27 protein-coding genes are annotated in these 24,200 nt (G+C 41.1%); 9 read left to right on the forward strand and 18 right to left on the reverse strand.

The window, feature by feature from the left end; genetic code table 11:
* Window positions 1-136: 136 nt before the first annotated feature.
* Window positions 137-1,357 (reverse strand): MFS transporter, encoded by a 1,221-nt coding sequence (locus ACFX4I_RS07100; RefSeq protein ID WP_230304289.1) that lies wholly within the window; start codon window positions 1,355-1,357, stop codon window positions 137-139.
* Between the two features lie 380 nt (window positions 1,358-1,737).
* Between ACFX4I_RS07100 and ACFX4I_RS07105 the strand changes: the two genes are divergently transcribed.
* A complete protein-coding gene (locus ACFX4I_RS07105) occupies window positions 1,738-1,866 on the forward strand; it encodes a hypothetical protein (protein WP_377419809.1) in 129 nt (42 codons plus the stop codon).
* A 264-nt stretch (window positions 1,867-2,130) separates the two neighbouring features.
* Here the strand turns inward: ACFX4I_RS07105 and sodA are convergent, their stop codons facing one another.
* Together sodA and ACFX4I_RS07115 are read right to left on the reverse strand one after the other, a co-directional pair.
* Complete coding sequence (sodA, locus tag ACFX4I_RS07110) at window positions 2,131-2,739, reverse strand: superoxide dismutase SodA (protein WP_034308436.1); 609 nt, start codon at window positions 2,737-2,739, stop codon at window positions 2,131-2,133.
* 143 nt (window positions 2,740-2,882) lie between these two features.
* Entirely contained in the window at window positions 2,883-3,368 is a 486-nt protein-coding gene (locus ACFX4I_RS07115) for a DUF456 domain-containing protein (RefSeq protein ID WP_098369794.1), read from the reverse strand.
* Between the two features lie 163 nt (window positions 3,369-3,531).
* Here ACFX4I_RS07115 and ACFX4I_RS07120 point away from each other — a divergent pair, with 163 nt between their 5' ends.
* The 4 genes from ACFX4I_RS07120 to ispG all read left to right on the forward strand — a co-directional run bounded on the left by ACFX4I_RS07120 (window position 3,532) and on the right by ispG (window position 6,602).
* Entirely contained in the window at window positions 3,532-4,299 is a 768-nt protein-coding gene (locus tag ACFX4I_RS07120; protein WP_230302608.1) for a DUF1189 domain-containing protein, read from the forward strand.
* A 395-nt stretch (window positions 4,300-4,694) separates the two neighbouring features.
* The gene (locus ACFX4I_RS07125; protein ID WP_283931926.1) at window positions 4,695-4,829 is read left to right on the forward strand and encodes an anti-repressor SinI family protein; all 135 of its coding nucleotides are present in this window, start codon (window positions 4,695-4,697) and stop codon (window positions 4,827-4,829) included.
* Between the two features lie 115 nt (window positions 4,830-4,944).
* Window positions 4,945-5,277 carry a hypothetical protein gene (locus ACFX4I_RS07130; RefSeq protein ID WP_377419811.1) on the forward strand — a complete coding sequence of 111 codons (333 nt, stop codon included), beginning with the start codon at window positions 4,945-4,947 and terminating at the stop codon, window positions 5,275-5,277.
* Window positions 5,278-5,480: 203 nt separating this feature from the next.
* Window positions 5,481-6,602: a flavodoxin-dependent (E)-4-hydroxy-3-methylbut-2-enyl-diphosphate synthase gene (gene ispG / locus ACFX4I_RS07135; RefSeq protein ID WP_377419813.1), complete on the forward strand. Its 1,122-nt coding sequence runs from the start codon at window positions 5,481-5,483 to the stop codon at window positions 6,600-6,602.
* Window positions 6,603-6,694: 92 nt separating this feature from the next.
* Here the strand turns inward: ispG and ACFX4I_RS07140 are convergent, their stop codons facing one another.
* Complete coding sequence (locus ACFX4I_RS07140; RefSeq protein ID WP_230302610.1) at window positions 6,695-7,165, reverse strand: DUF4190 domain-containing protein; 471 nt, start codon at window positions 7,163-7,165, stop codon at window positions 6,695-6,697.
* Window positions 7,166-7,333: 168 nt separating this feature from the next.
* Here ACFX4I_RS07140 and ACFX4I_RS07145 point away from each other — a divergent pair, with 168 nt between their 5' ends.
* Complete coding sequence (locus ACFX4I_RS07145; RefSeq protein WP_230302611.1) at window positions 7,334-7,918, forward strand: 5' nucleotidase, NT5C type; 585 nt, start codon at window positions 7,334-7,336, stop codon at window positions 7,916-7,918.
* A gap of 36 nt (window positions 7,919-7,954) precedes the next feature.
* On the opposite strand, the gene ACFX4I_RS07150 is transcribed toward ACFX4I_RS07145, so the two are convergent.
* The 3 genes from ACFX4I_RS07150 to ACFX4I_RS07160 are packed head-to-tail and all read right to left on the reverse strand — an operon-like array spanning window position 7,955 to window position 10,015.
* On the reverse strand, window positions 7,955-8,380 hold the full coding sequence (locus ACFX4I_RS07150) for a Fur family transcriptional regulator (protein WP_034308449.1): 426 nt from the start codon (window positions 8,378-8,380) through the stop codon (window positions 7,955-7,957).
* A gap of 15 nt (window positions 8,381-8,395) precedes the next feature.
* Window positions 8,396-9,229 (reverse strand): metal ABC transporter permease, encoded by an 834-nt coding sequence (locus tag ACFX4I_RS07155; RefSeq protein ID WP_377419815.1) that lies wholly within the window; start codon window positions 9,227-9,229, stop codon window positions 8,396-8,398.
* 21 nt (window positions 9,230-9,250) lie between these two features.
* Window positions 9,251-10,015, reverse strand: coding sequence for a metal ABC transporter ATP-binding protein (locus tag ACFX4I_RS07160; RefSeq protein WP_377419817.1), 765 nt, complete (start codon window positions 10,013-10,015; stop codon window positions 9,251-9,253).
* Window positions 10,016-10,228: 213 nt separating this feature from the next.
* Between ACFX4I_RS07160 and ACFX4I_RS07165 the strand changes: the two genes are divergently transcribed.
* A complete protein-coding gene (locus ACFX4I_RS07165; RefSeq protein WP_076365270.1) occupies window positions 10,229-10,489 on the forward strand; it encodes a DUF2624 family protein in 261 nt (86 codons plus the stop codon).
* Window positions 10,490-10,595: 106 nt separating this feature from the next.
* Here ACFX4I_RS07165 and ACFX4I_RS07170 read toward each other — a convergent pair whose 3' ends face one another.
* Together ACFX4I_RS07170 and ACFX4I_RS07175 are read right to left on the reverse strand one after the other, a co-directional pair.
* A complete protein-coding gene (locus ACFX4I_RS07170) occupies window positions 10,596-11,492 on the reverse strand; it encodes a deoxyribonuclease IV (RefSeq protein WP_377419819.1) in 897 nt (298 codons plus the stop codon).
* Between the two features lie 12 nt (window positions 11,493-11,504).
* Window positions 11,505-12,818: a DEAD/DEAH box helicase gene (locus tag ACFX4I_RS07175; protein WP_230302615.1), complete on the reverse strand. Its 1,314-nt coding sequence runs from the start codon at window positions 12,816-12,818 to the stop codon at window positions 11,505-11,507.
* Window positions 12,819-13,460: 642 nt separating this feature from the next.
* On the opposite strand from ACFX4I_RS07175, the gene vrrA reads away from it, so the two are divergent.
* Together vrrA and ACFX4I_RS07185 are read left to right on the forward strand one after the other, a co-directional pair.
* On the forward strand, window positions 13,461-14,147 hold the full coding sequence (gene vrrA / locus ACFX4I_RS07180) for a VrrA/YqfQ family protein (RefSeq protein WP_230302616.1): 687 nt from the start codon (window positions 13,461-13,463) through the stop codon (window positions 14,145-14,147).
* 126 nt (window positions 14,148-14,273) lie between these two features.
* Window positions 14,274-15,218, forward strand: a complete 945-nt coding sequence (locus tag ACFX4I_RS07185; RefSeq protein ID WP_048685698.1) for a 4-hydroxy-3-methylbut-2-enyl diphosphate reductase — start codon at window positions 14,274-14,276, stop codon at window positions 15,216-15,218.
* Between the two features lie 48 nt (window positions 15,219-15,266).
* Here ACFX4I_RS07185 and ACFX4I_RS07190 read toward each other — a convergent pair whose 3' ends face one another.
* The 9 genes from ACFX4I_RS07190 to ccpN all read right to left on the reverse strand — a co-directional run bounded on the left by ACFX4I_RS07190 (window position 15,267) and on the right by ccpN (window position 24,105).
* Window positions 15,267-16,385 (reverse strand): Nif3-like dinuclear metal center hexameric protein, encoded by a 1,119-nt coding sequence (locus ACFX4I_RS07190; RefSeq protein WP_230302617.1) that lies wholly within the window; start codon window positions 16,383-16,385, stop codon window positions 15,267-15,269.
* Window positions 16,382-17,089: a tRNA (adenine(22)-N(1))-methyltransferase gene (locus ACFX4I_RS07195; RefSeq protein ID WP_230302618.1), complete on the reverse strand. Its 708-nt coding sequence runs from the start codon at window positions 17,087-17,089 to the stop codon at window positions 16,382-16,384. The genes ACFX4I_RS07190 and ACFX4I_RS07195 overlap by 4 nt, the downstream gene beginning before the upstream one ends.
* Before the next feature lie 215 nt (window positions 17,090-17,304).
* Window positions 17,305-17,673: a cytochrome c550 gene (gene cccA / locus ACFX4I_RS07200; protein WP_214789789.1), complete on the reverse strand. Its 369-nt coding sequence runs from the start codon at window positions 17,671-17,673 to the stop codon at window positions 17,305-17,307.
* A gap of 205 nt (window positions 17,674-17,878) precedes the next feature.
* Window positions 17,879-18,430 carry a hypothetical protein gene (locus ACFX4I_RS07205; protein ID WP_377419822.1) on the reverse strand — a complete coding sequence of 184 codons (552 nt, stop codon included), beginning with the start codon at window positions 18,428-18,430 and terminating at the stop codon, window positions 17,879-17,881.
* Window positions 18,431-18,634: 204 nt separating this feature from the next.
* On the reverse strand, window positions 18,635-19,768 hold the full coding sequence (gene rpoD, locus ACFX4I_RS07210) for an RNA polymerase sigma factor RpoD (RefSeq protein ID WP_034308477.1): 1,134 nt from the start codon (window positions 19,766-19,768) through the stop codon (window positions 18,635-18,637).
* Between the two features lie 35 nt (window positions 19,769-19,803).
* Window positions 19,804-21,609 (reverse strand): DNA primase, encoded by a 1,806-nt coding sequence (gene dnaG, locus ACFX4I_RS07215; protein WP_230302630.1) that lies wholly within the window; start codon window positions 21,607-21,609, stop codon window positions 19,804-19,806.
* Window positions 21,610-21,660: 51 nt separating this feature from the next.
* Window positions 21,661-22,116: a YaiI/YqxD family protein gene (locus ACFX4I_RS07220; RefSeq protein ID WP_076366289.1), complete on the reverse strand. Its 456-nt coding sequence runs from the start codon at window positions 22,114-22,116 to the stop codon at window positions 21,661-21,663.
* Window positions 22,117-22,628: 512 nt separating this feature from the next.
* On the reverse strand, window positions 22,629-23,450 hold the full coding sequence (locus tag ACFX4I_RS07225; protein ID WP_370662553.1) for a pyruvate, water dikinase regulatory protein: 822 nt from the start codon (window positions 23,448-23,450) through the stop codon (window positions 22,629-22,631).
* A 16-nt stretch (window positions 23,451-23,466) separates the two neighbouring features.
* The gene (ccpN, locus tag ACFX4I_RS07230; protein WP_063233015.1) at window positions 23,467-24,105 is read right to left on the reverse strand and encodes a transcriptional regulator CcpN; all 639 of its coding nucleotides are present in this window, start codon (window positions 24,103-24,105) and stop codon (window positions 23,467-23,469) included.
* Window positions 24,106-24,200: the final 95 nt, after the last annotated feature.

The raw sequence follows: 24,200 nt of genomic DNA on the forward strand, positions 1-24,200 counted from the left end.
CATTTATATTTTTTTCTACCTTAGTGTTCTAGAAATATTAAACATCTAACGAACTTTACATAAAAAGTGACTTACGGCTCATATATCCTAAAACCGTAAGTCATGTATATCGAAAAGAGGCCTTTAAGGCCTCTTTTCAATCTTGGTCAATGATATCGATTTTCCGTACAAACCAATATATCACGGTATGCCCAGCACCGACAATTAACAGATAAATCGGCAATAATTGCTTTAGGTCGAATATCATGACGGAAAGTATGAATCCTGATATGGATACAATCCTTCCAATATGAACGAACAGTTCCCTGACAACGATATATTCAATCCTCATTTCCGCTGCTTTCCAAGCGCGGCCTATAATGTCATAAGTCAATGATATATAAGGGACCAAAAGAATAGGATAAGCTGTAGCGACAATTGCCCCATAAATGAGAAGCTTCCCGAATGTGATATCAAATGCAATCAATAAGACACCTGCATACAACAGGATTCCTCCAATAAGAATTGCTTTTTTTCGCATCGGCTGTTTTATATACCGTGAAGCAAAAAAATACGCAACGAATGATATGGCCGAATTTAACAGACCATAGCTCCCTAATGCAAGTTCACTATCCGTCTGAATGAAAACGGTAATCGAAATGATGAACATGAATGTGCCCTCTCGTAACCCTTGAAAAAAGTGAGCACGAGTGATCAAGAGCCAATTCCGATTATTTTTCCGTTCTTGCAATATCCGAAGGAAATAGTACCTGCCATGCGCTGGACGTCTTTTTAACGAAAAGCTAAGAAAAACCGCAACGGAAAACAAAAGCAAAGACAATCCGAATACAATGGAATAACCCGTGAATTTTTCTAGTCTCGAAATGATGAACCCTGAAAGAATCGGACCGACCATTCCCCCAAGTGATGATAAAATCCCTAAAAAACCATTGAAGAAATCCCTTGTTTCCGGTTCAGTTATCTCAAAAGTCAATACATTATAGGCAAGCCAATAAAACCCATAACCGATTCCTAACAGTCCTCCAAGCAACCAAAGAAAATCCGTAGCACGTGTGCCGACCAATAGGACTGATAAATAAAATAGGGCCAAAAAGATTACACCCAGACGCAAAACAATGATTCGATCAACCTTTTTCGCCAGCCTGCCAGCAAAGACAAAAGTAAGCGGTTGAAAAAGCACCACGGTTAGATTATATACGGCAATATCAACAATTTGACCGGATTGTTTCCACAAGTACACATTAACGAATGTATTGGATAAAGCAATACTTAGGCTGTACAGCCCGCCAATAAACAAAAGGAGGTGCAGATCCTTCTTCCCTCCCGCTTCACCCAACCATCTCTCTAAAATACCCATTGTTTTAACTCTCCTTTAAATTCCACTCTAGTGTTTGAAAAAACAAAAGAATTTATGTAAAAAAAGGTAAAGAAAACTCTTCGATTGGCGAGCCCGGATGGCGAAGACAGAGAAGTAGTTGCACTTACACTGTTTTCCTTAATATACTTTCCACTCAGGAACAGTGTAAAGAAAACTCTTCGATTGACGAAGGCAGAGAAGCAGTTGCACTTACACTGTTTTCCTTAATAGCCTTTCCCATTACAGAAACAGTGTAAAGAAAACTCTTCGATTGACGAAGGCAGAGAAGTAGTTGCACTTACACTGTTTTCCTTTTGAACTTGAAAAATAAAAAAGTGTAAAGAAAACTCTTCGATTGGCGAAGAACGAAGGAGATGTTCATGAATTTGGAGTGTTTACTCGTGAATTTCGGGCTTTTACTCGTGAATTTTGAGCTTTTACTCGTAAGTTTTAGGCTTTTACTCGTGAGTTTCGAGATTTCACTCAGGAAATGGAGTGTTTACTCTTGAATTTGTGCGTTACTCGTGAATTCGATGCTTTTACTCGTGAATTTCGGGCTTTTACTCGTGAATTTTAGGCTTTTACTCGTAAGTTTTAGGCTTTTACTCGTGAATTTGAAGATTTTACTCGTGAATTTCTTTCACTTCTTTTGGCGAAACAGCAATACGAGTTGCCTTTATATTGTTTTTCTTTAATTTCCCGTTCGGATAAAAGAAACAAAAAAAGACAGGATTCCTTTTCACAAAAGGAATCCTGTCTTTTTTAATTACAAATTATTTTGCAGCACTGTAACGTTTTGCAACTTCATCCCAGTTTACAACATTCCAGAAAGAATTGATGTATTCAGGACGGCGGTTTTGGTAGTTTAAGTAGTAAGCATGTTCCCAAACGTCCAATCCAAGAAGCGGTGTTTTACCTTCTGATAATGGATTGTCTTGGTTTGGTGTGCTTGTTACTTCCAACTCGCCATTGTTGACTGCAAGCCAAGCCCAGCCAGATCCAAAACGAGTAGTAGCCGCTTTAGCGAACTCTTCTTTAAAGCTGTCAAAGCTTCCGAATTTTGAAGTGATAGCATCCGCTAATTCACCAGTTGGTTGTCCGCCGCCGTTAGGTGAAAGGATTTCCCAGAATAAAGTGTGGTTAGCATGTCCGCCACCATTGTTGCGTACAGCTGTACGAACAGCTTCAGGTACTGCGTCAAGGTTAGCGACGATTTCTTCAACGCTTTTGCTTAGAAGTTCTTGGTTGCCTTCTAGCGCATTGTTCAGGTTTGTCACATATGTGTTGTGATGTTTAGTGTGGTGAATGTTCATTGTTTCTTTGTCGATGTGTGGTTCTAATGCATCATATGCATACGGTAATTGTGGAAGTTCAAAAGCCATAATAAAATTCCTCCCTATGTAAGCTGTTTTTTTGAGGGCTTCAGTTCTCGAAAGATACCTAAAGCTCGCTAGCAATAGAGTATCAAATTTTTGTAACCGTTTCAAACCTTATGCCTCAATTTTTCATTTTTCGATTATATTTCCTATGAGAATACCACGAATATAAAATATCCAATCATCAGAAGTTGAATGATGCCTTTTGTGATTACGCTGCTTATAAAGCCTACAACGGAACCAAGGCCGATTTTTGAAGCAGTAACCGGGTCTTTTTTATGTACTATTATCTCAGCCAGGAATGCCCCGATGAATGGACCTATTAGGATTCCGACGAACGGAATCACGAATGGCCCGACCAGAAGCCCGATCGTACTGCCCCAAATTCCCGCTTTCGTGCCGCCATACTTTTTGACACCAACCATGTTCGCAATATAATCAGCTGCGAATAAAAGGATGACGAATAAAATTTGGACCGTCCAGAAAAACCAGCCAAATGGTTCAAAAGAATAAAATAGTCCATATAACAATATTCCGCCGAAAATGAACAAAACACTTGGGATGATTGGAAAAATCAGACCGACAAATCCCATTATGAACATGAGGGTAATTATTATCCAAAATAGTGTATCCATAACTAAAACGCCCCTTTCTCATTTCATTTATCATTTGACTTTATCACTCCATAATTACCTCATTACTGATGGTTGAAACCAATGAAGCGGAATACAGGTTGTTTTATTTTTCCCATATAGTTAAAATTGGTTAGGAATCTTATATAGTTAGGTGCTGAAAACATTGAACATATTCAAACAACTGTGGGTAAGCTTATATTCTCCTAAAGATATCGCTTCCTTTCAAAACCAAGGTATCGGGAAAACGATTTTATTCGTTTTCTTTATAAGTCTCATCGCCTTTCTCCCTTCAGCTTTTTATTTCGGTACAATGGTGGTTGACGGGATAGATGCCATGCACGAAACAGTATCCGAAGACTTACCGCCATTTGAAATCAAAAATGGCACGTTGACGACTGAAAAAGATGAGCCATTTAGCTTGAATAAAAACGGATATCAAATTTTTGTAGATGGCACGGGAGCCCTGACCCCGGAAGAAGTAGCTGCAAAAGCTGATGAGGCTGTCGCGCTTTTAAAGTCTGATCTGGTTTTCGTATCCGGAGGCAACGTGCAATCCTCTCCATATTCAGTTCTGGAGGGAGATAATCGGGAAATATCCACTTGGCTTGATTCAGTTGAATCTGTGCTGCCGATCATCCTTCCATTGCTTCTACTTATATTATACCTGTTTACTGCTAGCGGAATCTTCATTAAAGTGACAATCCTTGCCGCTTTCGGTCTTTTTTTCAAAAATGCTCTTGGCCGTCCTCTTTCCTATCGGCATCTTTGGAGAATTGGTGCATACAGCATAACGCTTGCCACCATATTCTTCACCATCATGGATGCTTTTCAAGCAATTGTACCATTCGCTTCCATCATTAGCTGGTTTGTGACATTGGTGATGTTATATTTATCCATTAAAGAAACGTCAGCCAATAAGATCGGAAATTGACATTAAAAAGTTTCGAACTCAGACTGAAGGCAAACTCGATGAAAATCAAGTTTGCCTTCAGTCTTTTATGGGTTTGTAAAATTCGAACGTTGATTGGAACATAGGGCACTAACTTTCCGCCGGCGGTCCGCTTTGCGCCTGCAGGTTCTCCCTTAGACGCTCTTTTCTAAGCAGGAGTCCCGCACACCCGTTCCAATCAACTTGTTAAATTTAGATAGAACTCATTAGTCTAAACCATGATCCGACCCACCTGGTCCGGATCATTTTGCTTTTGCATAAAATCGAGCCCGCATATGACTACAGTAATCATTTTTTTATATCTACTTAATTCGACAAAATACTCACCAAGTTATTCCTATACTTATGGTTGAAATAGTATTTAAGAGGTGGTAGACGTGAAGGAGAGTCATATTGATGTACAGTGGTTGTTACTCATAATGGAGGCAAAAAAGATTGGTCTGACCCCAAAGGAAATTCGCTCCTTTCTTAGCACACATTCAAATAATAAGGATGTTACTCAACCGAAATAGAAAATATGATTGGTCAATCTCACTTTCCATTTTGAAAAAAATCGCCCATTTTTAGGCATATTTTTTGTCCCCTCCAAGTATGATGAATTAAAGACAAGCTTGGGAGGATGGAAAATTGAAACGGCTACTTCTTTTTATCTCATTCTGTTTCACTTTATTTATTATTTATTTTGATTTGACTACGGGTACCCTGCCGGCTTCCCATCCACCGGCCTCTACAGGCGAACCGGCCGTACCGGCCAGCCAGCCTGCATCCGCACCATCTGTCGCTTATAAAGAAATCACCATGAAACCCGGGGATACCTTACTCTCCATTGTTGAAACGGAAAAAGACGGATCCAATCAGCCAATCGAAACGATCATCGCTGACTTTCAAAGTTTGAATGAAGGATTGAAGCCCGAAAATATGCAGATTGGCAAAACATATAAGATTCCCGTTTATAAATAACTGTCAAAAGGGTTTTGCGCCTTCACAAGAACCATTAAAGGGGATTTCCAAGTACCTGGTTTATCCTGAAATAGGAAATATCTCATATTGAAAAAAGATTATGCGTCCTATTTCCTTGTCAAGCGGTATGTACATTGATACAATATTTCAGAGAAGCAAATTAAAAATCAAAACTGATTTTTTCCTAAAGGAGAGAATTCCACTTGAGTGAAATCATACATCGCACCAAGACGCGGCCAATTAAAGTCGGAAACTTAACGATTGGCGGCAATAATGAAGTTATTGTACAAAGCATGACAACGACAAAAACACACGATGTTGAAGCAACGGTTGCAGAAATCCTTCGTCTTGAAGAAGCCGGATGCCAAATCGTACGTGTCGCCTGTCCGGATGAAAGGGCAGCTGATGCAATCTCTGAGATAAAAAAACGGATAAACATCCCTCTTGTAGTCGATATTCATTTCGATTACAAACTTGCTCTGAAGGCCATTGAAGGCGGAGCGGATAAAATCAGGATAAATCCTGGTAACATCGGACGCCGTGAAAAGGTTGAAGCAGTCGTGAAAGCTGCAAAGGCTAAAGGAATCCCAATCCGCATCGGGGTAAATGCTGGTTCTCTTGAGAAGAAAATCATCGAGAAATATGGCTTCCCGACTGCTGATGGAATGGTGGAAAGTGCTTTACACCATATCAAGATCCTGGAAGACCTCGATTTTCATGACATTATCGTTTCCATGAAGGCTTCCGATGTCAATTTAGCCATCGAGGCATATGAAAAAGCTTCAAAAGCATTCGATTATCCTTTACATCTTGGGATCACGGAATCAGGGACACTGTTCTCCGGGACCGTAAAAAGCGCTGCCGGATTAGGTGCCATCCTAAGTCAAGGAATCGGGAGCACGATGCGTGTTTCCTTAAGTGCCGACCCTGTCGAAGAGGTGAAGGTGGCAAGGGAGCTTCTAAAAGTATTTGGCCTTGCTTCTAACATGGCCACTTTAATTTCCTGCCCTACTTGCGGTCGAATCGAGATTGATTTGATTTCCATCGCCAACGAAGTTGAAGAGTACATCCAGACGGTTAAAGCACCAATCAAGGTATCAGTGCTTGGTTGTGCGGTAAACGGCCCTGGAGAAGCCCGTGAGGCCGATATCGGCATTGCCGGGGCCCGTGGTGAAGGTTTACTGTTTAGAAAGGGTCAAATCGTACGTAAAGTACCTGAAGAGACGATGGTCGAGGAACTGAAAAAGGAAATTGACAAAATCGCTGAAGAGTACTATGAAAAACAAAGAGCCGAAGCCGCTGCTGCAGCTTCACTAAATAAATAAAACAAAAAAATCCCGAATTTTCATTATCGGGATTTTTTTGTTTTATTTGAAAAACCCTTTGATGCATAATGACATCAAAGGGTTAAATGATGCTAAAAGAACGGCAGGATGAATATGGCAACGATGATGGAGACTGCACCTATGCCGATGGCCCAAGTACCCAGGTTCGATCCTCGGCTTCTGGCCACGATTCCTACAATGATACCTACAATCCCTAATATGAAAGGCATCATGAATAACGATAAAATGGAGATGATCAATGCTATGACACCAATCGCTTTTCCTTTTGATGCCACAAACCCCGAACCATTATCCTCTGCAGGCTCATCATTTCTAAATGACCTGATTCGCTGAGGAGGTGTTGAAATCTCGGCAGACGTTTCTTCCTGATACCGGTTATCCATATTGGTTATGGTCCCACGACTTTCATATCGTCTGTCATCCTCAGGTGTATCTTCATTATAATACCGTTCATGATGCTGATCATCCACAACGGATGGTTCACTGCCCTCTTTCGCCAATTGCATTTCATCGTCAATACTGGAGTATTGATCTTTTTCCATTCGCGCATCCCTCACTTTCGTTTGTGAAGCATTTATAGTGTATGTAAAAATTGCAGGAACCATCGTGAAAATGGTTTCATGTCTTGGAAATAAATACGGGTTTTTACCAAAGCTATGAGGGGATATGTTACACTATTACAAGTACCTGAAAATGAGGAGAGATTCATCATGAAAAAACGTTTTGGCATCGATATAGACGGGACTGTCACAAGACCGGATTCCATGGTCCCCTTTTTAAATAAAGCTTTTCAGCTGAATTTAGCTTATGAAGACATTACCGAATATGACCTATTCCCTTTCGTGAATGTTCCAAAAGAGGATTTCACTAAATGGTTCATTGAGACCGAGCCTCTCATCTATTCCGAATCATTATTGGCTGAGGGTGCGAAAGATGTATTGGAAAAATGGACAGAACAAGCCAACCTTTATTTCATCAGTGCCAGGAGCACCCGTTTATTGGATGTAACGAAGGATTGGTTCACGACTAATCAAGTCCTATATGATCATATAGAACTTGTAGGTTCACACGATAAGATTGCTGCAGCCAAAAAATTCGAAGTCGATCTCTTTTTAGAGGACAAGCACGATAACGCAGTGGCGATTTCGGAAGAGTGTAAAATACCCGTGATTTTATTTAATACCCCCTACAACCAAGATCCCGTGCCTGAAAGAGTGATTCGGGTCAACAATTGGCAAGAAGCCTCAGCCTGGGTGAATAATTGGATGACAGGGAAAGTGGCGACTATAAAATGAGACAAGAAAAAACCATTGACTGGAGGTCAATGGTTTTTATGCTTCCAAAGATACGCTACATGCGGGACAGCGTCCGTAAATTTCAAATTTATGCCCCGAAACATCGTAGTCCTTCAAGCTTTCCTGAAGTTCCTGCATCGGGCACAGTTCGATTTCTTTCGTTTTTCCACAATTCAAACAGATGAAGTGGTGATGGTGGGAAGAATGACCGCATGTAAAACGAAAACGCTTTTCCCCTTCCAACTCGGTCGCTTCAAAGATGCCAAGTTCGACAAATAAGGAAAGGTTCCTGTAGATCGTATCGAAGCTTAAACCTGGATAATCCTGTTTCATATTCTCCAATACATCTTTGGCCGTTAAATATTTATCACTGGAAGAGAAAAGCTGAAGCATTTCCTCCCTCTTTCCTGTATGCTTAAAACCTTTATCTTTTAAAAGTTGCATGGCAGTAGTTACGTTCAAAATACATCCCCCCATCTATCGATTTTTCCACTTATCAAACAAAATTGACAAGATGAGCATTAGTACAGCTATTATTACAATGGTCCCACCGGGAGCGAGGTCAAGGTTGTATGATAAGAATAATCCGCCAATGACAGAAACTTCACCGAATAATACCGAATAACCAATCATCTGCTTAAAGCCCTTCGCAAAGCGGAGACTAGCTGCTACCGGGAGCGTCATGAGCGAAGAAACAAGTAATATGCCAATGATTTTCATGGAAGCCGCAATGACCAATGCGACCATGACAATAAAAATAAAATGAATCGCTTTATAAGGTATTCCAGACGCTTTTGCATGCTCTTCATCAAAAGATAACAGGAATAATTCTTTATACAATAAGGTAAGCATCAAGGCTACGACTAGCCCCACTGCCAAAATGACATACAGGTCCGCTCGGCTGACGGCACTGACACTGCCGAATAAATAACCATATAAATCGGTATTGAAACCATCTGCAATGGATATGAAAATGACACTAAGACCCATGCCGCCGGACATTATGATCGGGATTGCAAGCTCTTGGTAATGCTTGTACACCCCTCTTAATTTTTCAATGAATAATGAACCACCTACGGAAAACGCCATTCCAATATAAAGTGGATTCAATCCTGCTAAAGATAGAAAGCTCTTCTGCAGCAATAAACTAAACGCTATACCAGCAAGCGCTACATGACTGAGCGCATCGGAAATCATCGACATCCGCCTTACCACGACAAAAACGCCCACTAATGGCGCAATCGCTCCGATGATGATTCCAGTCAAGAATGCGTTCTGCAAAAATTCAAATTGCAATATCCCCGATATCATTGGGCTATCCTCCAAAACATATTAATGATCATGATTTAAAAATTGGACCCCATGTCCATAAATGGACGAGAGCTCACCTTCATCCAATTCATTATATTCACGGGCATCCCCATGAAAATGAAGCTTTTTATTCAAGCAGGCGACATGTGTGACTTTATCGGTCACAGTACCAACATCATGGGTTACTAAAATCAGGGTTATTCCTAATTTTTTATTCAACATCTCAAGCATTTCATAAAATTGATGGACGTTTTTTGAATCAACGCCAACCGTGGGTTCATCCAATATTATCAATTCCGGTTCGCTGACCAGTGAACGGGCAATGAATACCCTTTGCTGTTGGCCTCCGGACAATTCCCCGATATTACGGTTCTGATATTCAAGCATATCCACGGATTCCAGAGCCTTCTTCACCTTTTGCTTATCCTCTTTGCCTGCAAACTTAAACAAGCCAATTTTTTTGGTCAAACCGCTCTGTACCACTTCAAAAACAGTGGCAGGGAATCCTGAGTTGAAGGAATTTGCCTTTTGGGAAACGAACCCGACCTTATGCCAATCTTTAAAGCGTCGTATGTCTTCCCCGAATATTTCAATTTTGCCCTTTTGAAGCTTGAACAGACCAAGCAGCAACTTCAAAAGCGTTGACTTACCAGATCCATTCGGCCCGACGATAGCTAAGAAGGCCCCTCTAGGAATTTCAAGTGAAACATGTTCCAGCACTAGATCTTTTGTATATTTGTAAGATATATCTTCAAATTTAACTATGGGGTTTACTACATTATCCAAAGAGATCACCTATTTTTTAAGAATCATTACGATTAACAATCGTTAGTATAAATCAAAGAAGTCCAGATGTAAAGAATCCGGTCTTCTTAACAAGTGCCGATACGCCCTGAATACTAAAAAATGTCATCTGAACCAATTTACCTTAAACAAAACGAAGTTTCATGTTCAAATACGACTTCCTCCTTCATATGTTTTAACAAAGGAGGAGATCGTTTGAAATTATTTGAAATGATGGTCAATCATAAAATCAACAATATACGCCCCGATGAACTGCTTTCCCTTGCTAAACAGCATAAGGTTGCACTCACTCAAAAACAGGCACAGGATATCACTGCACTTCTAGCCGGTAAAAATATTAACATTTTTGATATACGTCAAAGACAGAACGTACTTGGTCAAATTACAAAAGTTGCCGGAGCAAGCACAGCCAGGGAGATAGAATCCCTCTTCAATAACCTTACTTCCACTTTTTAAAGATCTTAAGCCTGTTGCTGACAGTCTTTATTTGAGCATACTTACTCCAAATGCAAAATGAAAGGACGATTCATCTTTATCAATGAATCGTCCTTTTCTATTATGATTATTGTTGGAATCTGATCTTTTCCAATAAATCTTCTTCAAATTGATTATTCTTGAACATATCAATTTCAAATTTATATGGTGCCTTTTTGTCTTTTTTGTCTTCCCCTACATAAGGTGTTTCCAGGATTTTCGGAACACTGCTTAATTGCGGATGGTGAACAATAGCATTCAACGCCTTAAAACCAATATAACCAAATCCTATGTTTTCATGGCGATCCTTGCGCGTGCCGCGTTCGTTTTTGCTATCGTTTATGTGAAGGACCTTGATGCGGTCAACACCGACCAATTTATCAAATTCATTCAGTACGCCATCAAAATCCTCGATGATATTATATCCGGCATCGTGAGTATGGCAAGTATCGAAGCAAACCGATAATTTTTCATTATGGGTCACACCATCAATGATCATCGCCAGCTCCTCGAAAGACCTGCCACATTCAGAACCTTTACCCGCCATCGTTTCAAGGGCAATCTGAACTTTATCGTCGGCAGTCAGCACTTCATTCAAACCTTCGATGATTCTCTTGATTCCCAGTTCACTTCCTGCACCAACATGCGCACCTGGATGAAGTACGATTTGCCTTGCGCCAATCGCTTCGGTCCGATCGATTTCGCTGCGTAAGAAGTTGACTCCAAGCTCATATGTGGCTGGATTCGTGGTATTTCCTATATTAATGATATACGGAGCATGGACTACGATATCGCTGATTCCATTCTCCTCCATATGCAGTCTTCCGGCTTCGATATTCAAATCCTCGATTTTTTTACGCCTTGTGTTTTGAGGGGCCCCTGTATAGATCATGAATGTGTTGGAGCCATACGAAGCCGCTTCTTGACTCGCAGCAAGAAGCATACCTTTCCCGCTCATTGAAACATGCGATCCAATCTTCAGCATCTGATTTCTCCCCTATTTCTTTCTCTGTATACGACGTTCGCGTTTTTTAAAGTTTTCCACATCACGTTGAATTTTCTTCTTGTATCCTGGCTTGACTTTAGTTGGCTTCTTGACGTGCCTGGTCGCTTTAACATCAATATCAGATTTTTGTTTTTTACGGTTTTTCCGTTTATTCCGTTCGTCGATATCGACCCAATCACCGTTTTGGATATCGGCATCACGGAACTGAATGCCCATTTTTTCAAGGCGGTTCAATGAATCTTCATCGGAAGTATCGTAAATGGTAGTGGCAATGCCTGAATATCCTGCACGAGCCGTCCTACCCGTCCTATGGATATAAAAATCCAAATCTGAAGGCAATTCATAGTTAATGATATGACTTACACCTTCAATATCGATTCCACGGGAAGCCAGATCTGTCGCAACGATGAATTGATACTCCAAATCATTGATTTGCTTCATCATTTTTTTACGCTCACGAGGCGTTAAATCCCCGTGAATACGACCGACATTCAATCCTTTTTCGCTCAAGGAATTAGCCACATGATCCGCCATTTTCTTTGTGTTCGTGAAAACAATCGCCAAATATGGATTATAACGAACGATTATATCATGAAGTAACTGCTCTTTGTTACGGTGGCGGAGCGGGATAAGAACATGTTCAATTTTCGAAGCTGTCGCCTGCTTGGGATTCACTTGAACATACTTTGGATTCTCCATATATTTATTCAAAAACGGCTTCAATTTTTCTGGGATGGTTGCCGAAAAGACAAGCATTTGAATTTTTTCAGCCATACGTGATGCAAATAAATCGACATCTTCAATGAATCCCATGTCTAGCATAAGGTCCGCTTCATCGACTACAAGCATTTTAGCTGTATACACCTGTAATGCCTGAGCTTCAACCAAGTCTTTGATCCGGCCCGGCGTACCAATTACCAATTGTGGCTGTGTCTTCAATTTATCAATCATTCGCTGTTTATCAGTACCACCGATGTAACAACGGACTTGAATCTGCTCATCCTCAGGGAAATGGTCAGCAATTTTCAAAGCTTCTTTATAGATTTGGTTCGCTAACTCACGGGTTGGTGCGGAAATAATCGCTTGAACCTCATTTTTACCAGCATCAAGCCTGTTCATGATCGGCAGCAAATAGGAATGTGTCTTTCCTGTACCTGTCTGCGACTGGCCAATTAAGCTACTTCCCTTTAAAAGCGACGGAAGCACGCGCTCTTGAATTTCCGTCGGCTTATCGAACCCCAAAGTACGAACCGCATCTAGAATGTAGCTTTTCAAATTAAATCGTTCAAATTGATTTTGTTTCATCAAAAAACTCCTTTATCCTGTCAGTCATTAGACATGTCCTATTATTATAATAAATTTTACACAAAAAGCGCAAGCGCCTGGGTTGCTCGTGAAGAAAATAGGGGTTGACCCATAAGGCGCTTTTTGCCTTGTGAGGGCAATCTTCTTTTTCACAACGAGCTAGGCGCTGAAGCTGGATTACACAAAAAGCGCAAGCGCCTGGGTTGCTCGTGAAGAAAATAGGGATTGTCCCATAAGGCGCTTTTTGCCTTGTGAGGGCAATCTTCTTTTTCACAACGAGCTAGGCGCTGAAGCTGGATTACTCAAAAAGCGCAAGCGCCTGGGTTGCTCGTGAAGAAAATAGGGATTGACCCATAATGGTCAGGCCATCTACTTTTTTCCCTGTGACCCATTTACTTAAATCACAAAAGCGCATGCGCTGAGGTTAGTTCTCTTAAAATGGACTCTTGCAAACGAAAAGCCCCTGTCCTGGTCATAGCGTATCCCCCGCAGACATGGAGCTAAAAGACTACCGTTACCATCTTACCTTCTTTCCGGTTACTTCACAACTGCCCAGTCACTCTTTCCTCAAACCTTTTTTGCCGAGTTGCATAATTTATATAGAAGATTACACCGCATATAAAAACTGAGGAGGTGAAACCTATGTTCCCAAATAGAAATCGTCAACCCGGACCCGGTTTTCAGCCACCCAATGGTCGAAGGATGCAGCAGCACCCTGCTCCATTCGGACAGCCACGGCAAATTCCCCATCCTTATCAGCAGATGCAGCGGCCGATGGTTCAAAACAGACCGCAGATGCCACAGGGACCTCAAGGTTTCCGAGGCCCTTTCACCCAACCGCAGCGGCAGGAAATGCCGCCAGCAAAGAAAGAAGGGTTATTGTCAAAAATACTCGGTAAGTCGAAACAAAAAGGAGCTTCTCCCAATTTGTTTGCGCCAGCCGCTTCCACTAACAAAAGTTCTTCAAGAAGCAGCGGAGGCGGTATCTTAGAAACATTAAAAAACCCCGATTCGCTTAATAATATGCTTTCCAACACGCAAAAAGTGTTGCAGGCGGCGGAACAATTCACGCCTATGGTGGAACAATACGGGCCAGTGATTAAAAATCTGCCTTCCATGTGGAAAGTTTTCAGGAGCATATCATCAGCCGGTGAGACCGAGGACGAGGGAGCTTCCGTTGAAAGCGGGCCAAAGGTTGAGGAACAAAAAAACAGTGAGGTAAAAACGGATTCCAAGAAAAAAGATAAAGCTAAAGAAGCTAGCCCCGTCGCCCAAGTTCGTACCGAAACGAAAAGGGATAGAACATCCGGCCCCAAGCTTTATATATAATGTCTGCAAAAAATTTTCCAATAACTGATTTTATGTAAATATGATGTTTTGTAATATCATCTATGGTCTTATATAATAGAAAGGTATAAAAAGTGGGAGTTTCTTGCCTTGAAGGAGGACACATAGATGAAAGTGATTAAAATTTCCCCGCGCGGCTATTGTTATGGCGTTGTCGATGCCATGGTCATCGCCCGAAATGCGGCTTTAGATAAAACCTTGCCACGTCCCATTTACATTTTAGGAATGATCGTGCATAACAAACATGTGACGGATGCGTTCGAAGAAGAAGGCATCATCACGTTGGACGGAAGCAACCGCAACGATATCATCGAACAGGTGGACAGCGGAACCGTCATCTTTACTGCTCACGGCGTTTCACCTGAGATTAGGAAGATCGCTGAGAAAAAAGGTCTTGTGACGCTCGATGCAACATGTCCCGATGTTACCGCAACACATGACTTAATTCGGGAAAAACAAGCGGAAGGCTATCAAATCATTTATATAGGCAAAAAAGGCCATCCGGAACCAGAGGGTGCTGTCGGAGTTGCTCCTGATGTCGTTCACCTGGTTCAAAAGGATGAAGATGTGGAAGCCTTGACTTTGAATAGTGATAAGATCATCGTCACCAATCAAACAACGATGAGCCAATGGGATGTTTTGGATATCATGGATAAGGTCAAGGAAAAGTTCCCGCATGCCGAAGTCCATAAAGAAATTTGTTTAGCGACACAGGTTCGCCAAGAAGCGGTTGCCGAGCAAGCTGGCGAAGCTGATGTTTTAATCGTTGTCGGAGATCCCAAGAGTAATAATTCAAACCGTCTTGCACAAGTATCCCAAGAGATTGCCGGCACGAGAGCTTATCGAATCGCTGACATTTCCGAGCTGAACCTTGAATGGCTAAAGGATGCAGAAACGGTTGCCGTCACTTCGGGGGCTTCTACACCAACTCCGATCACGAAGGAAGTTATCGCATTTCTAGAGCAATACGAAGCAAATGATGAATCGACTTGGAATACCGAAAAGAAAACGCCATTGCATAAGATTTTACCTAAGATTAAAGTGAAGAAATGATTGCACAAAAACAAAGGCAGCCACTGAGGGCTGCCTTTTTCGTGTTATTTAAATGAAACGGAAAGGGTCTGTATTCAGCCGGGATGGAATGAATTCCACATCGTAGTTCTTTTCGCGGCACATTTTTTCAAGGATTCGTGCTACACCTTTTTTCATCACCTTTTCAACATTGTGGCCCGGATCCACGATATTCAATCCAATCATCATCGCGTCATGGGCTGTATGGTAATACATATCACCTGTAACGTAAACATCTGCTCCCTTGAATTTCGCTGTCGTAAAGTATTTATTGCCGTCTCCGCCCAAAACGGCCACTTTTTTTATCGGACTTTGCAAATCTCCAACGACACGCACCTTTTCAACATCGAGAGTCCGCTTCACATGTTCGGAAAATTGTTCAAGTGTCATTTCTTCAGCAAGTACACCAATCTTTCCTAAGCCAAGAGACTCCCCTTTATTCTCCAGTTTATATATATCGTGAGCAACTTCTTCATATGGATGGGCTTTAATCATCGCAGCTAGCACTTTCTTCTCGATATTTTCCGGGAATATCGTTTCAACCCGCATTTCAGCTACTTCTTCAAGCTTTCCTTTAGAGCCAATTACCGGTTCACTGCCTTCACCTGGCAAGAAGCGTCCTGTACCTTCCCCCGAAAATGAACAATTGCTGTAATTCCCGATCGCTCCGGCCCCTGCCTTACCTAGGGCTTCCCTCACCTTTTGTTCGTCGGTCTTTGGAACATATACGACCAATTTCTTTAGAGTTGTCTCGTAAGTTGGAATCAATACCTCTGTGTCCTGCAATTGTAGCGCTTCTGCAAGTAAATCATTCACTCCGCCCTTAGCAACATCCAAATTGGTATGTGCAGCATAAACAGCGATATCATGTTTGATCAGCTTTTCGATGATGCGGCCTCCAGCTGCGTTTGTATCGATTCTTTTCAATGGTCGGTAAATAAGCGGATGGTGGGCGATGATCAATTCCACGCCATGTTCTATCGCTTCATCTACAACCTCTTCCAGCACATCAAGGGCAATCAGCACTTTAGTAACGGGCTTATTGAGCTGCCCGACATGCAGCCCGATTGGATCTCCCTCCATTGCAAAATGCTTTGGGGAGAATTGTTCAAACGTTTCAATGATTTCGTGGCCATTCACTTTCTTCACCCTTTAAGCACCTCCTCAATTACTGAAATTTGAGATTTTAATTCATTGCGCTTCGTTTCCAGTCCGCTTCTTCCGCTTTCATCCAATTGTTCGATGATTCTTTCCAAATGTTTTTTCTCAAGCTGCCATTTTTTTATGAAAATGTCACTGAATTGCTCTCTTAAGTATGGACCGAAAGTGAGGCCGGCTTGCTTGTTTACCCCATAAGGGCGGAGCGGGTCCCCTTTTTTGGCAATTAAGATCTCGTAGATTTTCCCATCTTCTTCAAGGATTTCCTCTCCACTAAGTTCCCAGCCGTTTTCGATTAGCCAGCTGCGAACATTCGCTGCACCGACATTAGGCTGAAGGATAAGCCTTTCTGCCTTGCCGAGTTTCCCTTTTCCGCTTTCCAATATACTTGATATTAAAGTCCCGCCCATGCCTGCAATCGTAATGCATGTCGCTTCATCAGGATTCAATACTTCAAGCCCGTCTCCTTTACGGACCTCTATCTTGTCCCCAAGCCCCGTCATTGCCACTTGCTTGCGTGCTGACTGATAGGGACCTTCTACAACCTCACCTGCTATAGCGCTGTCACACAAGCCGTTTGTCACCGCATAGCACGGCAAGTAAGCATGATCTGAACCTATATCTGCAAGGATGCTTCCTTTTGGTATATGTATGGCAACACGTTCTAATCTCATCGATAGTTTTTCATGATTCATATTTATCAACTCTCTTAATTCAAATAATGTCTTACTATAATTAGTTTCCCATTCGATTATACCAAGTTCAATCGAAAAATTACAGAAAGGAGAAATAGGGCCCCAACTATCAGTGGACAAAAGAAACCTTCCATCTGGAATCTTCCTTTTCCGAAAAATGAAAAACTGACTCAAAAAGTTCGCTTTCCAACGATTTCTTGAGTCAGTTTCATGACTTATTTCAGTCCATGAATATATTCGGCCATGGCGTCAATGTTCTGTTCTTCGACTAAACCTGATGGCATTGCACCTCGTCCATTAGTGATCACGTTTTTTACCTCGTCCACCGACAGACGATCGCCAACTCCTTTTAGAGCAGGCCCGACACCGCCTTGATAGGCGTTACCATGACAAGAGATACAGTTTTGTTTATAAATGTCCTCAGGTGATGCTGAGGCATTTTCTGTTTCTTCTGTCTTTTCGCCGCCCTCTTTTTCCTTAGCAAGATCTTTGGCATCACCCAAACCTTTAAACGAAAGTAAAAACATAAGTCCAATACCAAAAACCATGATAATAATAAAAGGCATTACTGGATTGCGATTCATAGTATTTCCTCCCCTATGTAGAACCTAAACTTACCATAATTAATATTATATACAAACAGCTATATATTATTTTACTTGAAAAGAGTTTCAAGTAAAAGCCCAAAAATAGAAGATATTATATAATTTCTTAAAATTGTCAAAAACTTATGTGTATTTCCAAACATTTTACTTTTTCTTACATATGTTTCATACTACCCTAAAATCATTATTTAAAACCGCTGGTTATATTAATAAAAAGTAAAGAGTGACCAGTGCTCCCAGGCCTCCCGCCGCTATGGAAAAATGGAGCAGCTTTTAGTTTATTGCCCATTAAAATCCAGAGTCCGCAATTAATGAACAAGAAAATATAAAGGATACCCACTTTGCCGGGTGCCATCAATTCCGCCAAACTGACAGTTAATAATAACAATGATAGCGCCATTCCCATCAACGACATTTGAAAAATGATTTTCCTGCCGTTAAAGCGGCGGACTGCCAGCCAAAAGACAAGAATTGAAATTGTTGTCATAAGCATTTGCATTCTTATGGGTATTTCAGTAAAATAATTCAAAAATACAATAAATGCAAAAAGAGTCCCAATCAACACCCTTGAAAAGATGTCGTTTTTTTTGCTTTCGGTTTTATTCGATTTAGATGGCGGCAGTTCGCCTTGACAGTATAATGCAAGCAGGTAATTACAATATTGCTCCCGAAGTATACGACTTTCCTTACAGGAGTTTATTTCTTGAATGATGATTTTCTTTCGCATCTCATCCATGAATCTCACATCCTCATGATGATCATTTCTTTTTAATGGCTTAGCTTTTTCTAAAATTGTTTCTGTTGCATAATTTATTTCCATTATACGAAAAAACGGATAAGTATTGTTCTTACAAGAATATTTTTACATCGAAATTGAAAAAAGAGCCGCTCCCGAACGCTAGGCATTCAAAGAGGGCTCTGTTAAGGGCATATATATATTCTATTCCAGGAAATCTTTCAAGCGTTTGCTGCGGCTTGGATGTCTCAGTTTACGTAGCGCCTTCGCTTCGATTTGACGGATACGCTCGCGGGTGACCCCAAACACTTTACCTACCTCTTCAAGTGTGCGGGTGCGGCCATCATCAAGTCCAAAGCGGAGTCTCAAGACGTTCTCTTCACGGTCAGTAAGAGTATCCAATACGTCTTCAAGCTGTTCTTTCAAAAGTTCATATGCTGCATGTTCCGATGGGGAAGTCGCATCCTGATCTTCAATGAAATCACCTAAATGTGAATCGTCTTCTTCACCTATTGGCGTTTCCAATGAAACAGGCTCCTGAGCTATTTTCAAGATTTCACGAACTTTTTCAGGAGTTAAGTCCATATCCTCCGCAATTTCTTCCGGAGAAGGTTCACGTCCTAAATCCTGAAGAAGCTGTCTTTGGACACGGATCAATTTATTGATGGTTTCCACCATATGCACCGGTATCCGGATCGTTCTTGCTTGGTCGGCAATGGCACGGGTTATCGCTTGGCGAATCCACCATGTTGCATACGTACTGAATTTGAATCCCTTGCGGTAATCAAATTTTTCCACAGCTTTGATAAGTCCCATATTACCTTCCTGAATTAAATCAAGGAAAAGCATTCCGCGTCCGACATAGCGCTTGGCGATACTGACAACAAGACGAAGGTTAGCTTCTGCCAAACGGCGTTTCGCTTCTTCATCTCCATCTTCAATTCTCGTCGCCAGAGATATTTCCTCTTCTGCCGATAAAAGGTCGACCCGACCAATTTCCTTTAAATACATGCGTACTGGGTCATTAATTTTAACGCCAGGAGGAACACTTAAATCATTTAAGTCAAACTCTTCTTCTTTTGCAAGTTTCTTCTCATCTGGATCGTCTTCATCTTCGTCTTCCTCACCATCAGTGAGTATTTCGACGCCGTTTTCTGCTAACACCTCATAGAACTCATCCATTTGATCGGAATCCAACTCAAAACCGCCAATCATTTCAGCAATTTTTTCTAAAGTCAAAGAGCCCCGTTTTTTACCTAGCTCTAGTAATTTTTCTTTCACCTGTTCAAGGCTAAATTCATTATCAACTTGTTTGGAACGTGCTGGTTTTTCAGCCATTAGTTCCCCTCCTTCCAGGACTTACACCTAAACGACTACAACATTTTACGCAATTTAATGATTTCCATGGCAATTTGTGCAGCAGTGACATAATCACTACGTCTAACTGCATCTTTTTCTTCAACTTGTTTTTCTTTTATCTTTAACAACTTTTCGTATTTCAACACTTGATTTATACAATCGGTCAGTTCTTTATCGGTAACTTCCTCATTCACTGACATCATTTCTATTTCCGAAACGATCCTTCTCAAGTTTGGATCCGGTAAATAAGTAAGGAAAAAGCTTGTATCCGGTTCGTGTCCATCTTCATAGAACGCATATAAATAGGTGATGATTGCCTGATGTTCATCTACATGAAATACCGTTTGCCCAAGCAACTGCTGAATTTTGAAAGTCATATCCCTGCTTTTTAGCATATGGGCAATCAACTTCGTTTCAGCATTATGGTGAGCAGGCTTTAACTTATGCTCATATTGCAGGGCCATTTTCTTTGGAGCTGCTGGCTGCGGCAGTGTCCCCTTCTTGCGTTCCGTAAAGAACACCTGACGCTGCTGCTGTTCCAGCGCATCCAATGAAAGGGAAAATTCAGAGGATAGCTGCCGGAGATAATGATCCCTCTCCACTGCATTGGGCAATCGCGAAATTTCTTTAAGGACTTCTTCGATATATTGAATTCGATCTCCTTCATTATTTACATTTTTCCCTCGGCGCAAATAATGCATTTTGAATGCCATGTAGGTTAAACTGGCCCCTATTACTTCAGAAACAAAGCTTTTTTCACCGAATTCCTTTATGTAGTCATCGGGGTCCAAGTTATCAGGCATGAGAGCGACTTTCACGGAAAACTCATGGTCCTGTAGCATATTAACTGCACGATTGGCAGCGTTCAATCCCGCAGAGTCCGAATCGTAGCAAATAAGTATCTGGTCAGTATTTCTTTTTAAAAGCTGGATATGCTGGTCCGTCAGGGCAGTACCCATTGTAGCGACCGCATTCTCCACACCTGCGCCAACTGCTGAAATGCAATCGGCAAAGCCTTCAAAAATGACTGCTTGTTCTTTCTTTCGTATGTGTGGTCTTGCATGATGGAAATTATATAAAGTTTTACTTTTATTAAAGATTGGCGTTTCAGGACTATTCAAATATTTGGGCTCATCGTCCCCCATCGCTCTTCCTGAAAACGCAATCGTATTTCCTTGATGATCCATAATTGGAAACATGACTCTATTTCTGAAACGGTCAAAATATGACTCGTCTTTTTCCCTGTAAATAATAAGCCCTGCCTGCTCCATGTATTCCGCTGGAAACCCGCGTTTTAAAAGGAACTTTGACACGAAGTCCCATGAATCCAAAGAGTATCCAATTTGGAATTTTTCTATCGTCTCTTCAGTAAACCCGCGTTTAAGTAAATATTCGAGAGCATCCTGCCCCTCTTTCGTATTAACGAGGAGATGATGATAAAACTTCCTCAGCAGGTCATGGGCTTCAACCATTTGCTGAGAGCCTGCCGGCATGTTAGATCGCTTGGAGTCCTTATTGATTTCAACATCCAAAGGAACATTTCCTTTTTCAGCTAAAACTTTTGCAGATTCCACAAAGCTGTAGCCTTCTATATCCATCAAGAAGGTAAAAATATTTCCGCCTGCCCCGCAACCAAAACAGTGAAAGATTTGTTTTTCCGTTGAAACGGAAAACGAGGGCGAGTTTTCACCATGAAAAGGACATAGGCCAAAGTAATTGCGCCCCTGCTTCTTCAGCTGGACATACTCCCCAATTAAATCAACAATGTCAACAGCTTCACGAATTTGATTAATTTTCTCATCTTCTATACGGCCATTTATCATTTTTCCACCTTGCAATATTGGTGATAGTTTCTAATTCGATACTGTTTCCTAATTCCCTGCAAAGTTCGACAATGTTTTCATAAGTTTATTTGTAAAACATGCACGATCTTCCTTTGTGAATGCTTTCGGCCCTTTCGTATGCTTCCCCTGCCTGCGGAGTTTCGCCGACTGATAACGCATATCCAAGAGCATGAAAATATTCTCATCTGTGTATTCTTTTCCCCTTGGCGAAAGGACATAAACGTTTTTAGGAAGCAGGGTCCCAGCCAAACCAATATCTGCAGTAACGACAATATCACCCTTTTTTACTGAGTTTACTATATAAAGATCTGCCGCTTCTTTGTCTGCATCGACATAAACCCATTTACCTTCGGGGTTATTCATCATATTTTTATATGATGCAACAAAACAGACTTCAACATCGTGCAAACTTGCACAATGAAGGATTTCGTCTTTCACCGGGCATGCATCGGCATCGACGTGTATCGTAGGTTTATTATTCATACCTTCTAATTCTACATCTTTCTGCATAATCCTTTTTCTCCCCTAAACTTTATGAAGATATGGTGATTTTCAGCATTGATTCAGAGGGTTCCCTCTAAAAAGAGCACACATCATTCTTCAAAGAATACCTGCTTATTTAAGTGAAAGCACCTCTTTTGCCTTGAAAAAGACCAGCCCTTCCTGAATTATACGGAACATGTCGAATTATTTTTATGATAAAAACCTTGACATCTCATTAACCTTTAGTTTATTCCTTATTAATTAAGTCTAAACCTTAAGATTACTTTTTTCTCACTTTTTTTTATTATAGTCTATTTGATTAGAAGATGCCAACATTTAAATTCCGAATGTTTTTTCATGCAAATCAACGGATTCACACTTGGAAACCAAGAGGAATTTTATGTAATTATTTTGAACTTATTCTTGTTATTCCCTTATTTGACCTTGGCATTAAAATGTGAGCTGACACAAGAGTGTCTAGCTCACATTTTGATTTTCCTTAATTATAAGGATCAACGGTTTTTGTTTTGAAGGATATTGATTATCAAATTGGCTGTTTCTTCAACAGCTTTATTGGTTACATCAATGATAGGACAGTTCAACCTTGATATGATGGTATCAAAGTATGTCAATTCTTCTTTTATGCGCTCCACATTTGCGTAAATGGCATGATCATTGAGCCCAAGTGACTTTAATCGTTCTTTACGAATATGGTTCAGCTTTTCCGGGCTGATCTTTAAACCAATGCATTTTTCAGGAGGTACCAGGAACAGCTCTTCTGGAGGTTCCACTTCAGGCACTAAAGGTACGTTCGCCACTTTATAGCGTTTGTGGGCTAAATACTGTGATAATGGCGTTTTGGAAGTGCGTGAAACACCCACAAGGACGATATCCGCACGTAAAATGCCCCGAGGGTCACGTCCATCATCATATTTTACAGCAAATTCAATGGCTTCCACACGCTTGAAATAGTCATCATCCAGCTTTCTCACCAGACCAGGTTCATTAAGCGGCCCTTTTGGCGCCCTTTCCTGAAGGATGTCCATGAGCGGCCCTAAAATGTCATAAGCAGACAGGTTTTCTTTCTCGACCTGTGCTTTCATATACGCTCTAATGGCTGGCTTGACAAGAGTATAAGCAATTATCGCCCCATCCAACTTAGCCAGTGATATCACTTCATCCACGTTTTGTTCATCTTCAATATACGGAATTCTCTTTATGGAAAATGCAGATCCCGAGAACTGGCTTGCAGCGGCTTTTGTAACCAATTCCGCTGTTTCCCCTACTGAATCCGATACAACATATATAATAGAACCGTTCATATTCTCCGTCATTCCTTTTGCAAGCCCCCTAATAGCCTTCATCAGCCAAAGCTACGAATGCTTTCGTAATATTGGTTTTTGTAATCCTTCCAATTACTTCATAGCCTTTTTCTGTGTCTTTGACGACCGGTAATGAGTCGATTTGTTTATCAATCAATTTTTTGGCCACATCAATCAAAAGGTCTTCTTTTGAACACATTGTAATATTGGGCATCCTAGTCATGATGATATTGACTGGAATGGAGTTAAGCTCTTGTTTCCCAATACTAGCACGCAACAAGTCTTTCCTTGATAAGACACCAACAAGCAATGCATGCTTATCGACGACGAACATTGTTCCGACATCTTCTAAAAACATCATGACTATTGCATCATATACGGAAATGCCCTCGTCAACAACGACAGGTATCGATTGGTAGTCTCGTACATAAAGATGGTTGAGGCTATCTGTCAAAAGCTGAGTCCCAGACCTGCCTGTATAGAAATACCCCACTCGGGGCCTGGCATCAAGAAAACCTGCCATCGTTAAAATCGCTAAATCTGGACGAAGTGTCGCCCTGGTAAGGTTCAATCTATCCGCAATATGTTCTCCAGTAATCGGTCCGTTTTCTTTTACGATTTGTAAAATTAGTTCCTGACGCTTATTCAATTGGATTATAATCACCACCCCACTGCTTTCGCAGAGTAAAGTAACAAAAGTTATTCATTTAATAATTATATACTAAATTATTTAATTAGGGCATTTTTGTCCTATTTAATGAC

It is taken from the genome of Peribacillus sp. YIM B13472 (genome assembly GCF_042788005.1).
GTDB classification, from domain to species: domain Bacteria; phylum Bacillota; class Bacilli; order Bacillales; family DSM-1321; genus Peribacillus; species Peribacillus simplex_E.

Excerpts from the sequence above, each read along its gene's own strand:
- ACFX4I_RS07145 (WP_230302611.1), top strand. The coding sequence starts at position 7,334 with ATGAAAAAACGTTTTGGCATCGATATAGACGGGACTGTCACAAGACCG.
- ACFX4I_RS07115 (WP_098369794.1), bottom strand. The coding sequence starts at position 3,368 with ATGGATACACTATTTTGGATAATAATTACCCTCATGTTCATAATGGGA.
- ACFX4I_RS07175 (WP_230302615.1), bottom strand. The coding sequence starts at position 12,818 with ATGAAACAAAATCAATTTGAACGATTTAATTTGAAAAGCTACATTCTA.
- cccA (WP_214789789.1), bottom strand. The coding sequence starts at position 17,673 with ATGAATCGCAATCCAGTAATGCCTTTTATTATTATCATGGTTTTTGGT.
- ACFX4I_RS07225 (WP_370662553.1), bottom strand. The coding sequence starts at position 23,450 with ATGACGGAGAATATGAACGGTTCTATTATATATGTTGTATCGGATTCA.
- ACFX4I_RS07155 (WP_377419815.1), bottom strand. The coding sequence starts at position 9,229 with ATGATATCGGGGATATTGCAATTTGAATTTTTGCAGAACGCATTCTTG.
- ACFX4I_RS07170 (WP_377419819.1), bottom strand. The coding sequence starts at position 11,492 with ATGCTGAAGATTGGATCGCATGTTTCAATGAGCGGGAAAGGTATGCTT.
- sodA (WP_034308436.1), bottom strand. The coding sequence starts at position 2,739 with ATGGCTTTTGAACTTCCACAATTACCGTATGCATATGATGCATTAGAA.
- ACFX4I_RS07220 (WP_076366289.1), bottom strand. The coding sequence starts at position 22,116 with ATGAATAATAAACCTACGATACACGTCGATGCCGATGCATGCCCGGTG.
- ACFX4I_RS07195 (WP_230302618.1), bottom strand. The coding sequence starts at position 17,089 with ATGAATCATGAAAAACTATCGATGAGATTAGAACGTGTTGCCATACAT.
- ACFX4I_RS07100 (WP_230304289.1), bottom strand. The coding sequence starts at position 1,357 with ATGGGTATTTTAGAGAGATGGTTGGGTGAAGCGGGAGGGAAGAAGGAT.
- rpoD (WP_034308477.1), bottom strand. The coding sequence starts at position 19,768 with ATGGCTGAAAAACCAGCACGTTCCAAACAAGTTGATAATGAATTTAGC.
- ACFX4I_RS07105 (WP_377419809.1), top strand. The coding sequence starts at position 1,738 with ATGAATTTGGAGTGTTTACTCGTGAATTTCGGGCTTTTACTCGTGAAT.
- ACFX4I_RS07185 (WP_048685698.1), top strand. The coding sequence starts at position 14,274 with ATGAAAGTGATTAAAATTTCCCCGCGCGGCTATTGTTATGGCGTTGTC.
- ACFX4I_RS07140 (WP_230302610.1), bottom strand. The coding sequence starts at position 7,165 with ATGGAAAAAGATCAATACTCCAGTATTGACGATGAAATGCAATTGGCG.
- vrrA (WP_230302616.1), top strand. The coding sequence starts at position 13,461 with ATGTTCCCAAATAGAAATCGTCAACCCGGACCCGGTTTTCAGCCACCC.
- ACFX4I_RS07205 (WP_377419822.1), bottom strand. The coding sequence starts at position 18,430 with ATGGATGAGATGCGAAAGAAAATCATCATTCAAGAAATAAACTCCTGT.